The 14,719-nt window shown below is 72.9% G+C and carries 1 protein-coding gene; it reads right to left on the bottom strand.

The window, feature by feature from the left end:
* Positions 1-18: 18 nt before the first annotated feature.
* Positions 19-14,718 (bottom strand): SDR family NAD(P)-dependent oxidoreductase, encoded by a 14,700-nt coding sequence (locus tag JOD27_RS00875; RefSeq protein ID WP_307829796.1) that lies wholly within the window; start codon positions 14,716-14,718, stop codon positions 19-21.
* Position 14,719: the final 1 nt, after the last annotated feature.

The following is a 14,719-nucleotide window of genomic DNA, read 5'->3' as shown; positions in this document are numbered from 1 at the left end:
TGGGTCTCCGCGATCAGGTCAGGAGGGGTCGAGCGCCAGTGAGACGAGGTCGTCCACGTCCATGGCGTCGATCGAGGCTTCGGCGGGTGCGGCGACGGAATCGGGATCCGCCAGCCGCAGCAGGGGTTCGAGCAGTCCGGCCGCCCGCAGCCGGTCCACCCCGATGGCGGCGAGCACCGCGGTCAGGTCCGGCTCCGCCGGTTCGACGTGCAGCTCCGACTCCAGGTGCGTGGCGAGCGCGGCCGCGTCCGGGTAGCTGAACACCAGCGTCGCGGGCAACCGCAGCCCGGTCGCGGCACCGATCCGGTTGCGCAGCTCGACCGCGGTGAGCGAGTCGAAACCCAGGTCGCGGAACGACTGCCGGGCGGGGATCGCATCCGGGTCGGCGTGCCCGAGCACGGCGGCCACCTGGGTGCGGACGAACCCGACGAGCAGGTCGTGGCGGTCGGCTTCCGGCACCGCCGCGAGACGGTGCGCCAGCTGATCCGGCACGGCCGCCCGCGACGGCCTCCGGACGAGGCCGCGCAGCAACGCGGGCACCTCGCCCCGCACCGTGAGATCGAGCCGCATCGGGACCAGCGCCACGCCACCATCGGCACGCGAGGCGTCGAGCAGGGCCAGCCCGTCCTCAGTGGACAGAGCCTTGACCGCGCCGCGGTTCTCCGCGTCTCCCATGCCTTCGGCCCACAGGCCCCAGGCGAGGGACTGCGCGGGAAGACCCGCGGCCCGGCGGTGGGCGGCCAGCGCGTCGAGGAACGCGTTGGCGGCCGCGTAGTTGGCCTGGCCGGGCGTGCCGAGCGTGCCGGCGGCCGACGAGAACAGGATGAACTCGTCGAGGTCACCGGCCAGCTCGTGCAGGTACCAGGCCGCGTCGGCCTTGGCCTTCAGCACGGTCTCGACCTGGTGCGGCGTCAGCGTTTCCACCACGCCGTCAGCGAGCACACCGGCGGTGTGCACGACCGAGGTCACGGGATGCGCGGCCAGCAGCGCGGCCACCGCGTCCCGATCGGCGAGGTCGCACGCGGCGAGCGTGACCTCCGCGCCGCACGAACGCAGCTCCTCGGCCAGTTCGGCGGCACCGGGCGCCGCGTCACCCCGGCGGCTGGCGAGCACCAGGTGCTGCGCGCCGTTCGCCGCCAAGTGCCGGGCGACAGCGGCACCCAACGCTCCGGTTCCGCCGGTGACGAGCACGGTTCCCGAGATCGCCGGAACCGTGTCCTCCCCGACCCGGACACGAGTCAGCCGGGGAGTCAGCACCTTGCCCGAGCGGATCGCCGCCTGCGGTTCGTCGACAGCGACGGGAACCGCGGCGGGGTCGTCGAGATCGAGCAACGCGAGCCGGCCGGGGTGCTCGGCCTGGGCGGAGCGCAGCAGGCCCCACACCGCCGCGGCGGCCAGGTCCGGCACGTCCTCACCGGGACGGGTCGAGACCGCGCCGCGAGTCACCACGATCAGCCGTTCCCCGTTGCCCGCCAACCACTCCCGGACGGCTTCGAGCACTGATGTGACGGTCTCGTGCACCCCAGCCTCTGGCACGGGCAGGAAGGTGACGTCCTGAGTGTGCTCGGATACCGAGACCGGCACCCAGTCCACGCGGAACAGCGCGTCCCGCACCCCGAGCGCCTCGGCCGAGAAAGGCCGCAGGGTCAACGAGTCCACGATTCCGACCGGTGCGCCCGTCCCGTCGGCCAGAGCCAGCGCGAAGCCCTCCGGCGCCGGGGTGAGCCGGACCCGCAGGCTGGTCGCACCCGGTGCCGAGAGGTGCACACCGGACCAGGAGAACGGCAGCTGCGCCGTGCGGTCGCCCCTCAGCGCGGCCGTGTGGAGCGCCGCGTCGAACAACGCCGGGTGCAGCAGGAACCCCGCGGTGGTCTCGGGCAGCGAGACCTCCGCGAAGAGCTCCTCGCCACGGGCCCAAGCAGCCCGCAGACCTTGGAACACGGGGCCGTAGGCGATCCCCGCCGAGGCGAACCCGTCGTACACATCGTCCACTGCCACGGGTTCCGCTCCGCTGGGCGGCCACTCGGTCAGGGCCACGGCGGGCTTGGAGCCTTCGGCGACCGTGCCCGTGGCGTGCCGGGTCCACGGTTCGGTGTCGTCCCGGCGAGCGTGCACGCGCACCGGGCGTTCCCCGTCCTCCCCGGCACCAACGGTGACCTGGAGCTGAACGCCCTGGTCCGGCACCACGAGCGGCACTTCCAGGGTCAGTTCGCTGACCACGTCGCAGCCGGTCTCGGCCGCGGTCCGCAGCACGAGCTCCACCAGCGCGGTCCCCGGCAGCACCGTGGTGCCGCCGATGGTGTGCTCGGTGAGCCACGGGTGTGTCCGCGGCGAAAGCCTCGCCGTGCCGAGCGCACCGTCCTCCCCTGCCAGCGGGACGACCGCGGCGAGCAGCGGGTGACCGGTCGCGACGAGGCCGGCGGCGGTGACGTCACCGGCCTTCGCGGCGGCGGCGAGCCAGAACCGCTCCCGCTGGAACGCGTAGGTCGGCAGGTCCACGTGACCGCCGGGCCCGAAGCCCGCGGCCCAGTCGACCCGGCGTCCCCGCACGTGCAACCTGGCCAGTGCGGTGATCAGGGTGTCCGGTTCCGGCCGGCCAGCCCGCAACACCGGGACGGCTTCCACGTCTTCGTGGACCATCGCGGTCAGCACGCCGTCCGGGCCGAGCTCCAGGAAGTCCGTGACGCCTTCGGCGGCGCGCAGCGCGTCGTGGAAGCGGACCGGTTCGCGCACCTGGCGAACCCAGTGCGTCGCAGTGGCCGGGTCGCCGTCCTCCACTGTGGACAGGAGGGTGATCACCGGCTCGGCGAAGGTCAAACCCTCGACGACGCCGCGGAACTCGTCGAGCATCGGTTCCATCAACGCGGAATGGAACGCGTGACTGGTGTTGAGCCGCTTCTTCGTCGCCCAGGCCGCCGCGAAGGCGGTGACCGCCTCTTCCGCACCGGACAGCACGACGGAGTCCGGACCGTTGACCGCGGCGAGTGAGACACCGTCCGGCAACGGCAGAACGTCCTCTTCGGACGCCTGCACGGCGATCATCGCGCCACCGGCGGGCAGCGCCTGCATGAGCCGTCCCCGAGCGGCGACCAGCGTGGCCGCGTCCGGAAGGCTCAGCACCCCGGCGACGTGCGCGGCCGCGATCTCGCCGACCGAGTGGCCCAGCACGACGTCCGGTTCGACGCCCCACGACTCCAGCAGCCGGAACAGCGCGACCTGCAGCGCGAAGATCGCCTGTTGCGCGAACTCGGTGGTGTCCAGCTCCGGCTCGCCGTCGAGGACGACCACCCGCAGCCTCGGGTCGAGGTGCGCGCAGACGGCGTCGAACGCCTCGGCGTACACCGGGAACGTCTCGTACAGCTCGCGGCCCATCCCAGGCCGCTGCGAACCCTGGCCGGTGAAGAGGAACGCGGTCCGGCCGTCCGGCACGACCTCTCCGGTCACGGCACCGGGCTCACCACGGCCGAGCGCCGCCAGCCCCGCCTCCACGTCACCTACGACAACGGCGCGATGAGCGTGCTGCGGTCGTTCGGTGACCAGAGCCCTGGCGACGGCAGCGAGTTCGAGCGAAGGACGGCTGATCAGGTGTTCCCGCAACCGGGTCGCCTGCGCCCGCAGAGCGGCCGGTGACCTGGCCGAGAGAACGACGGGCGGGCACGGGTGCGTCGGCACGACGGTGTCCACCGGCTCGGGAACGGCTTCGAGGATGACGTGAGCGTTGGTACCGCTGATGCCGAACGACGACACGGCGGCCCGCCGGACCCCTGCGCGCCATTCGACCGGTTCGGTGAGGAGCCGGACGTCCCCCGAGGTCCAGTCGACGTGCGGGGTCGGCTCGTCGACGTGCAACGTCCTGGGCAGCACACCGTGCCGCAGCGCCTGCACCATCTTGATCACGCCCGCGACACCGGCCGCGGCCTGGGTGTGCCCGAGGTTCGACTTCACCGAACCGAGCCACAGCGGTGTCTCGCGGTCCTGGCCGTAGGTGGCGAGCACCGCCTGCGCCTCGATCGGGTCACCGAGCCGGGTGCCGGTGCCGTGCGCCTCGACAGCGTCCACATCGGACGGTTCGAGCCCGGCGTTCGCCAGGGCGGCGCGGATGACGCGCTGCTGGGACGGCCCGTTCGGCGCGGTCAGGCCGTTCGACGCGCCGTCGGAGTTGATCGCGGAGCCCTTGACCACGGCGAACACGCGGTGCCCGTTGCGCAGGGCGTCGGACAACCGCTCCAGGACCAGGACACCGACGCCCTCCGACCACCCGGTGCCGTCGGCGGCCGCCGCGAACGGCTTGCACCGCCCGTCCGGCGCCAGCCCGCGCTGACGGGAGAACTCGACGAACGTCGCCGGCGTGGCCATCACCGTCACACCACCGGCCAGAGCCAGCGAGCACTCGCCCTGCCGCAGCGCCTGCGCGGCGAGGTGCAGGGTCACGAGCGACGACGAGCACGCCGTGTCGACGGTGACCGCGGGCCCCTCCAGGCCGAACGAGTAGGCCACGCGTCCGGAGAGGACACTTCCCGAGTTGCCGATGCCGACGAACCCCTCGACCCCTTCCGGCACGTCGGTCAGCCGGGCACCGTAGTCGTGGTACATCTGGCCGGCGAACACACCGGTGCGGCTTCCGCGCATGGAACCAGGGTCGATTCCCGCACTTTCAAACGCCTCCCACGACGCTTCCAGCAGCAGTCGCTGCTGCGGATCCATCGCAAGTGCCTCACGCGGCGAGATCCCGAAGAACGCCGCGTCGAACTCCGCCGCGTCGTAGAGGAAGCCACCCTCACGTGCACAAGTAGTGCCGGAACGCTCGGGGTCCGGGTCGTACTCGACGTCCCAGCCGCGGTCGGCGGGGAACTCCCCGATGGCGTCGCGCCCGTCGAGAACGAGCTGCCAGAGGTCGTCCGGCGACGTGACGCCACCGGGGTACCGGCAGCTCATGCCGACGATCGCGACGGGCTCGTCCACGGCCCGCGTCGTCGCCACCGCCTGGTCGGCCCGTTCGCCGGTCAGCTCGGCTTCGAGGTGCTCCGCCAACGCGGCGGGCGTCGCGTAGTCGAACACGACGGTCACCGCGAGCCGGAGCCCGGTGGCCGCGTCGAGCCGGTTGCGCAGCTCCACGGCGGTCAGCGAGTCGAACCCGATCTCGCTGAAAGCCTGGTCCGGCTCGACCGCGGCGGCCGACGCGTGCCCCAGCACGGCCGCGGACTCCGCGCGCACGAGGTCGAGCAACGCCTTGCGGTCGTCGGCGACCCGCTTGGCCGCCCGCCGCACGGGAACCCGGACGAGCCCGCGCAGGATCGCCGGCAGGTGCTCCCCCTGAGCGCGCAGCACCGCGTGGTCGAGCCGCACGGGCCACAGCACCGGCTCGTCGTGTGCCAGCGCGGCATCGAACAGGGCCAGGCCGGTCTCGCTGTCGATCGGCCGCAGCCCGGTGCGCTCGATCGCGCGCCGCTCGGCGTCTCCGAGCCCGGCCGCCATGCCGCCCTCCAGCCACGGCCCCCAGGCGAGCGAGCGCGCGGGCAGCCCGTTCGCGACCCGGTGAGCGGCCAGGGCGTCGAGGTAGGCGTTCGCGGCCGCGTACCCGGCCTGCCCCGCGCTGCCGAAAGCCCCGGCCACCGACGAGAACAGCACGAACGCCGTCAACCCGGCGTCGCGCGTCAGCTCGTGCAGATGCCTTGCCGCGTCTGCCTTCGGGCCGAGCACGGCAGCGAGCCGCGCCGGGTCCTGAGCAGTGATCAACCCGTCGTCGAGCACACCGGCCGCGTGGACGACCGCGGTGACCGGGACCTTCTCGAGCAATGCGGCGAGTTCGCCGCGATCGGCGACGTCGCAGGCCGCCACGGTGACCTGGGTTCCCGCGGCTTCCAGTTCGGTGACGAGAGCCTTCGCGCCCTCGGCCTCCAGGCCTCGGCGTGAGGTGAGCAGCAGGTGCCCGGCTCCCTGCTCGGCCAGATGCCGTGCGACGGCGGCGCCGAGCGCACCCGTGCCGCCGGTGATCAGGACGGTGCCATCGGGATCGGCGATGCTCGTGGGCTCACCGCCGGCGGCTCGGACCAGCCTCGGCACGAGGACAGTTCCGTTGCGGACTGCGGCTTCCGGCTCGTCGGGCAGGGTGCGGAGCTCGTCGTCCGGGCCGAGGTCCGCCAGGCCGAACCGGCCCGGGTACTCCTGGGCAGCGGTCCGCAGCAGGCCTCGGGCCGCCGCGGCGGGGAGGTCGGTGACGTCCTCACCGGGGCGCGTGGCGACGGCGCCGCGGGTGACGAGAACCAGGCGGGAATGAGCGAACCGCTCGTCGGCGACCCAGCTCTGGACCAGATCGAGGGCACGGGTGACGGCATCACCCAGCTCGCCCTGAGCCCACTCGACCGCCACGACAGCGGGCACCGGGACGGTGAGATCAGCAAGCCCGGCCACCGCCAGCGGCTGCACACCGGTCTCCCCCGTCGGCACCCACTCCAACCGGTGCAACGCATCCAGCCGCGCCGCCACCCGATCCACCGCCACCGGCCGCAACGCAAGCGTTCGCACGCTCGCGACACCCCGGCCGGTCGCATCAGCCAGCGTCAAGCCGACCGAGCCCTGCCCTGCGGGCCGAATCCGAACCCGCAATGACGCCGCGCCCGCAGCGGCCAAGGACAAGCCCGCCCAGGAGAACGGCACAAACGCACCAGCGGGAACGAACGAACCCAGCCCGACACCGTGCAAGGCCGCATCGAGCAACGCCGGATGAAGCCCGTAGCCCTCAGCCTCCGCCACCCGTTCCCCGGGCAGCTCGACCTCGGTGAACACCGCCTCGCCGTCCCGCCAGGCCGCCCGCACGCCCTGGAACGCCGGCCCGTAACCAAATCCCTGTTCCGCAGCCCGGTCGTAAAGATCCTCGACCGGCACCGCCACCGCCCCAGCGGGCGGCCACTCCGTCAGGTCGTCGACAGAAACGTCGGAAGCACTCACCACACCGGTGGCGTGCAGAACCCAGGAGTCATCGGACAACCGCGAGTGAACGGCCACCGGCCGACCCTCGGCCGGCGGCCCGACGGTCACCCGCAGCGCAACCTGACCTCGCAGCACCAGCGGCGCAGCAAGGGTGAGCTCCTCGACGACCGGGCACCCGAGCTCGGCCCCCGCGCACAACGCGAGCTCCGCGAACGCGGCGCCGGGCAGCAACACCTCACCCAGCACCTCGTGCTCGGCGAGCCAGGACGTGGCCGACAACGTGCCGGTGAACACCGCCCCGCCGTCCGGCAGTTCGACAGCGGCACCCAGCAGCGGGTGGCCTGGCGCGGACTGCCCGAGCGAGGTCACGTCCGCGGCCGGAACGGCGTCGAGCCAGTACCGGCTGCGCTCGAAGGCGTAGGACGGCAAGTCGACCGGCGCCGCTCCGGTACCCGCGAACACCTCGGCCCAGTCCGGCTCGGCACCGCGCACGTGCAGACTGGCCAGCGCGGCGATCACCGCGGGCACCTCCGCACGCCCTGCCCGCAGCAGCGGAACGGCGCCCTCGACCATCGCGGCGAGGACGGCGTCGGGCCCGATCTCGACGAACTCGGTGACACCAAGAGCACGCAACCGCGCGACGGCGTCGGCGAACCGCACGGGCTCACGAACCTGCCGCACCCAGTACTCCGGCGAAACCGGGATCGATTCGTCCACACTGGACACGAACGGCACCGAGGACTCCGCGAACGTGAGCCCGTCGATCGCCGCCGCGAACCCGGCCAGCATCGGTTCCATCAGCGCCGAGTGGAACGCGTGGCTCGTGTTCAGCCGCTTGGTCTTCACGAACTTCGCCGCCACCGCGGCGACGGCGTCCGCCTCACCGGACAGCACCACCGACGACGGCCCGTTCACCGCAGCGAGCGAAACCCCGTCCGGCAACGGCAAAACCTCGGACTCGCCGGCCTGCACGGCGATCATCACGCCGCCGCCGGGCAACGCCTGCATCAACCGCCCGCGAGCACTGACCAGCGAAGCGGCGTCCTCGAGTGACAGGATCCCGGCAACGTGCGCCGCGGCGATCTCGCCCACCGAGTGCCCGGCCACGAGCCCGGGCCGGACACCCCACGACTCCAGCAACCGGACCAGCGCCACCTCGACCGCGAAGATCCCCTGCTGCGCGAACTCCGTCCCGTCCAGTTCGGGAAGCCCCTCGAACACGACCTCGCGCACCCGCGGATCCAGCCGCGCACACACCGCGTCGAACGCCGACGCATAAGCCGGGAACGCCTCGTACAGCTCGCGGCCCATTCCGGCGCGCTGCGAACCCTGACCGGTGAACAGGAACGCGACCTTGCCGGCACCAACGCGTCCGGTGTGGACACCGGCACCGGCGGTCCCGAAGGCCAGCGCGGAAAGCCCGTCCAGCAGTTCTGCACGGTCAGCGCCGACGACGGCCGCGCGGTGATCCAGCGCCGCACGCCCGGCCAGCGCCCGCCCCACCACAGCCACCGGCAGGTCCGGCGCAGCAGCCAGCAGGCGCCGTGCCTGCTCACGCAAAGCATCCGGCGATTTGGCCGACAACACCCACGGCACCGCGGGCAACGTGCGTTCGGCCGCCACAACGGGCGCGTCCGGCGCTTCCTCCAGCAGCACGTGAGCGTTGGTGCCGCTGATCCCGAACGACGACACCGCGGCACGGCGGACCCGGTCACCGCCTGGCCACGGGACGGGTTCCGTCAGCAGCCGGACCTCGCCGGCGGTCCAGTCGACGTGCGGGGTCGGCTCGTCGACGTGCAACGTCCTGGGCAGCACACCGTGCCGCAGCGCCTGCACCATCTTGATCACACCCGCGACACCGGCCGCGGCCTGGGTGTGCCCGAGGTTCGACTTCACCGAACCGAGCCACAGCGGTGTCTCGCGGTCCTGGCCGTAGGTGGCGAGCACCGCCTGCGCCTCGATCGGGTCACCGAGCCGCGTACCCGTACCGTGCGCCTCAACAACGTCCACATCGGACGCCGCCAATCCCGCGGTGGCCAACGCCGCCCGGATGACCCGCTGCTGCGAAGGTCCGTTCGGCGCAGTCAGGCCGTTCGACGCGCCGTCCGAGTTCACCGCGGATCCACGCACCACGGCGAGCACGCGATGCCCGTTGCGCCGGGCGTCGGACAGCCGCTCCAGCACCAGGACACCGACACCCTCGCCCCACCCGGTGCCGTCGGCGGCAGCGGCGAACGACTTGCACCGCCCGTCCGGCGCCAGCCCGCGCTGACGGGAGAACTCGACGAACGTCGCCGGGGTCGCCATCACCGTCACACCACCGGCGAGCGCCAACGTGCACTCCCCGGCACGCAACGCCTGCGCCGCCAGGTGCAACGCCACCAACGACGACGAACACGCCGTGTCAACAGTGACCGCAGGGCCTTCCAGCCCGAACGAGTAGGCGATCCGTCCGGAAAGGACACTGCCGGAGTTGCCGATCCCCAGGAACCCCTCCACGTCGGCGGGCGCGCTCGTGAGCCGGGCGCCGTAGTCGTGGTACATCAAGCCCGCGAAGACACCAGTGCGGCTGCCTCGCAGGGAGTCGGGAGCGATACCGGCGTTCTCGAAGGCTTCCCAGGACGACTCCAGCAACAACCGCTGCTGCGGATCCATCGCCAGCGCCTCACGCGGGCTGATCCCGAAGAACGCCGCGTCGAACTCCGCCGCGTCATACAGGAACCCGCCTTCCCGCGTGCAGGTCGTGCCTGACCGCCCAGGGTCCGGGTCGTACTCGACGTCCCAGCCGCGATCGGACGGGAACTCCCCGACGCCGTCGCGACCTTCCTCCACCAGCCGCCACAGGTCGTCCGGCGACGTGACGCCACCGGGGTACCGGCAGCTCATGCCCACGATGGCGATGGGCTCGTCGGCCGCCACGACGGTCGTCGGAGCGACGGAGACCGAGGTGCCCAGCAGCTCGGCCCCGAGGTGTGCGGCCAACGCCGCCGCGCCGGGGTGGTCGAACACCAGCGTCGACGACAACCGGAGCCCGGTCGCCTCGGCGAGCCGGTTGCGCAGCTCGACCGCGGTCAACGAGTCGAACCCGATGTCGCTGAACGCCTTGCCCACGTCGATCCGGGCGCCGGTCTCGTGGCCCAGCACGGCCGCGGCCTCGGTCCGGACCAGCTCCAGCAACAGCGCCTCACGGTCGGCCGCGGTCACGGAGGCCAGCCGTGCACCGAACACCGACCCCGTCTGCGCACGTCGAGCCGTCTGTCGCACGAGGCCGCGCAGCAGCGCCGGTACCGGACCCGCGCGGAAAGCGGCGAGGTCCAGCGTGACCGGCAGGGTGACAGCGCGGTCCACGGCCAGGGCGGCGTCGAACAGCGCGAGTCCGTCCTCAATGGACAGTGCCGTCACTCCGCCGCGTGGCGTGTTCGCGGCCATGCCGGTCTCCCAGGCGCCCCAGGCCATCGCCGTGCCGGGCAGTCCGCCGGCCCGGCGATGCGCCATCAGCGCGTCCAGGTAGGCGTTGGCGGCGGCGTAGTTCGCCTGCCCCGCGGCACCGAAGACACCCGCCACCGAGGAGAACACGACGAAGTCCGACAGACCGGCGTCGTGGGTCAGCTCGTGCAGCAGCCAAACCGCGTCCACCTTGGGGCGCAACACGGTGGCGAGCCGCTCCGGCGTCAGCGAGCCGAGCACGCCGTCGTCGAGCACGCCGGCCAGGTGCACCACGGCGCTGAGGCCGGGCAACGAGCCGAGCAACGCCGAGACCGCGTCCCGGTCGGTGACGTCGCAGGCCACGACCTCGACGCCGGGTTCGGCAGGCCCGCCCCGGCGGCCGGCGACGACGACCCGCCGGGTGCCTCGGTTCAGCAGGTGCCGGGCGAGGGCCGACCCGAGCGCGCCGGTGCCACCGGTGATCAGCACCGTGTCCCAGTCCAGCGGACCACCGGCGGGCGCGGCGGCCCTGGTCAGCCTGGGCACGAACGTGCGGCCGTCGCGAACCGCGAACTGCGGCTCCCCCGCCGGGAACCGCGTCAGGCCGGCCACGTCGTCGGTGTCCACCAACAGGAACCGGTCGGGGTGCTCGGCCTGCGCGGCCCGCACCAGCCCGCACACGGCCGCACCGGCAAGATCGGTGACGACCTCGTCCTCGACCGCGACCGCACCGCTCGTGACGACCACGAGCCGTTCGTCGGGCGCCGGCTCGGAATCGAGCCACTCCTGCAGAGCGACCAGCACCCGCGCGGTCGCGGCGTGCGTGGCCTCGGGTTCGGTGCCGCCGTCGACCGCGAGGATCGTCGGCCGGATGTTCTCGGCCGTGCCGCCAGGGGGCGACTGCGGCCAGTCCACGGCGAACAGCGACTGCCGGGGCACCGCCACCGGGCGCACGGTCAGTCCCTCGACGGAGACGACCTGCTGCCCGGTCAGGTCGGTGGCCGTGAGCGTGACGGTGTCCGGTCCGGTGGCCGACATCCGGACGCGCAGAGCCGACCGGCCGCGCACGGGCACCGTGATGCCGGTCCAGCTGAACGGAACCCGGCCCGCACCGGTGTCGGGCAGCACGCCGAGCGCCATCACGTGCAACGCGCTGTCGAGCAGCGCGGGGTGCAGCGCGAACCGTTCGGCGGAGTCCGGGAGCTCGACCTCGGCGAAGACCTCGGCACCGCGTCGCCAGGCGGCGCGCAGGCCCTGGAACGCCGGGCCGTAGTCGAACCCGCGGTCGCCGAACCGCGCGTAGAGGTCGTCGACGTCCAGGACTTCGGCTCCCGCGGGCGGCCATTCGGCCGATCCCGCGGCGGACCGGCTGCCCGCGGACACCGTGCCGGTGGCGTGCCTGGTCCACGGCTCGTCGAACGCCGAACCCGCTGGGCGTGCGTGGATGCGCAGGCTGCGGGCGCCGTCCCAGCCGGGGGCGCCGACGGCGATCTGGATCTCGGCGCCGCCGTCGGGCAGGGTCAGCGGTGCTTCGAGGGTGAGCTCGTCGATCCGGTCGCACCCGGCCTGTTCCGCCGCGCGCAGGGCCAGTTCGACGAAGGCCGTGCCGGGGACCAGCGTCGAGCCGAGCACGACGTGATCAGCGAGCCACGGGTGCGAGCGCGGCGAGAGGACGCCGGTGCAGAGGAACCCGTCCCCGTCGGCGAGAGCCAGCGCGGCGCCCAGCAGCGAGTGGTCGAGGTGGGTGAGTCCGGCGGCGCCGACGTCACCGGTCGCGGCGGGCGCGGCGAGCCAGAACCGCTCGTGCTCGAACGGGTAGTGCGGCAGGGAAAGCCGCCGGGTGCCGCCGAAGAACGCCGGCCAGTCGACGGAGGTGCCGCGGACGTGCAACGTGCTCAAGCCGCGGATCAGCGTCTCGGGTTCGGGCTTGTCGGCCCGCAGCAACGCAACGGCGCCGTCGGCGAGCGGGGTGAGCACCGCGGCGGGGCCGAGTTCGGCGAAGACCGTGACACCCTGGGCGCGCAGCCGTTCGACGCCGTCGTGGAACCGGACCGGCTGCCGCACCTGGCGGACCCAGTAGTCCGCGTTCCACTCCGCCGCTTCCTCCACGGTGGACACGATCGGCAGCACGGGTGCGGCGAAGGTCAGCCCGCTGATCGCCGCCGCGAACTCGGCGAGCATCGGTTCCATCAGCGCCGAGTGGAACGCGTGGCTCGTGTTCAGCCGCTTGGTCTTCACGAACTTCGCCGCCACCGCGGCGACGGCGTCCGCCTCACCGGACAGCACCACCGACGACGGCCCGTTCACCGCGGCCAGCGAAACCCCGTCCGGCAACGGCAAAACCTCGGACTCACCGGCCTGCACCGCGATCATGGCGCCGCCCTCGGGCAACGCCTCCATGAGCCGCCCGCGCGCGGTCACCAACGCGGCCGCGTCCTGGAGGGTCAGGATTCCGGCGACGTGAGCCGCCGCGATCTCGCCCACCGAGTGGCCCAGGACGAAGTCGGGGCGGACACCCCACGACTCCAGCAACCGGAACAAGGCCACTTCGAGCGCGAAGATCGCCTGCTGCGCGAACTCCGTGCGGTCCAGCTCCGGTGAATCCAGCACATCCTTCAGCCGCGGGTCCAGGTGTGCGCAGACCTCGTCGAACGCCTTCGTATAGGCCGGGAACGCCTCGGACAGCTCGCGGCCCATGCCGGCCCGCTGCGAACCCTGACCGGAGAACAGGAAAGCGGTCTTCCCACCAGGCTGCCCCTGAATGACGTCGAACTCGCGCAGCGCGGCCAGCAGCGCGTCGCGATCCGCGGCGACGACGGCGGCGCGATGCTCCAACCCGCCGCGCGTGGCCATCGCGGCCGCCAGCTCCGGGAGCTCGTGCTCCACTGTGGACAGCCGCTCCGCCTGCTCGCGCAGTGCGGATGCCGTGCGGGCGGAGAGAAGCACCGGCACGACGGGCAGAACGGGTGCCGCGGAGGGTTCGGCGGCCGGAGCCTGCTCCAGGATCACGTGCGCGTTCGTGCCGCTCATCCCGAACGACGACACACCGGCACGGCGCGGCCGGCCGGTCTCCGGCCACGGCATCGCTTCGGTGAGCAGCCGGACGTTGCCGGCCGCCCAGTCGACGTGCGGCGTCGGCTCGTCGACGTGCAGCGTCTTCGGCAGCACGCCGTGCCGCAGAGCCTGGATCATCTTGATCACGCCACCGACACCGGCGGCGGACTGCGCGTGCCCGATGTTCGACTTCAGCGAACCGAGCCACAGCGGTTCCCGCCGCTCGCCGCCGTACGTGGCGAGCACGGCCTGCGCCTCGATCGGGTCACCGAGCCGGGTTCCCGTGCCGTGCGCCTCGACGGCGTCCACATCGGACGGTGCGAGGCGGGCACCGGCGAGCGCGTCGCGGATCACCCGTTGCTGCGAAGGGCCGTTGGGCGCGGTCAGCCCGCTGCTCGCGCCGTCCTGGTTGACCGCGGAACCGCGGACGACCGCGAGGATCTCGTGGCCGTTGCGCTGCGCGTCGGACAGCTTCTCCAGCAGGACCAGCCCGACGCCCTCCGCCCAGCCGGTGCCGTCCGCGGCCGCCGCGAACGACTTGCAGCGCCCGTCCGCCGCGAGCCCGCGCTGCCGGCTGAACTCGACGAACGACGTCGGCGACGCGAGCACCATCACGCCGCCGGCGAGCGCGAGCGAGCACTCCCCCGCCCGCAGCGCCTGCGCGGCCAGGTGCAACGCCACCAGCGACGACGAACACGCCGTGTCGACCGTGACGGCCGGCCCCTCCAGCCCGAACTGGTACGCGAGCCGCCCGGAGATCACGCTGCCCGCGTTACCGGTCAGCAGGTGGCCTTCGAGTCCTTCCGGGGCAACCGGGAAACCGGTCGCGTACCCCGACGAGGACGCGCCGACGAACACACCGGTCCGCCCGCCGCCCAGACTCGCCGGGTCGATACCGGCGTCCTCGAACAACGCCCACGACGACTCCAGCAACAGCCGCTGCTGCGGATCCATCGCCAGCGCGGCCCGCGGCGAGATGCCGAAGAACTCCGCGTCGAACCCGGCGACGTCGTCGAGGAACCCGCCGGCGGCGGTGTAGCTCGCGCCGCGTCCCTCGGGGTCCTGGGTCAGGGCGGCGAGGTCCCACCCGCGGTCGGTGGGGAACGACGTGACGGCGTCACGGCCGTCCCGCACCAGTTCCCACAGATCGTCCGGCGACGCCACGCCACCGGGGTAGCGGCAGCTCGTGCCGACGACGGCGATCGGCTCCGGTTCGCCGGACTCGATCTCCTGCAGGCGCGTGCGCGTCCGCTGCAGGTCGGCGGTCACCCGCCGCAGGTACTCGACCAGCCGGTCCTCGTTGGACACC

Source organism: Lentzea nigeriaca, assembly GCF_016907955.1.
Classification (GTDB): domain Bacteria; phylum Actinomycetota; class Actinomycetes; order Mycobacteriales; family Pseudonocardiaceae; genus Lentzea; species Lentzea nigeriaca.
This window is presented reverse-complemented; position numbering and strand designations above follow the sequence as displayed.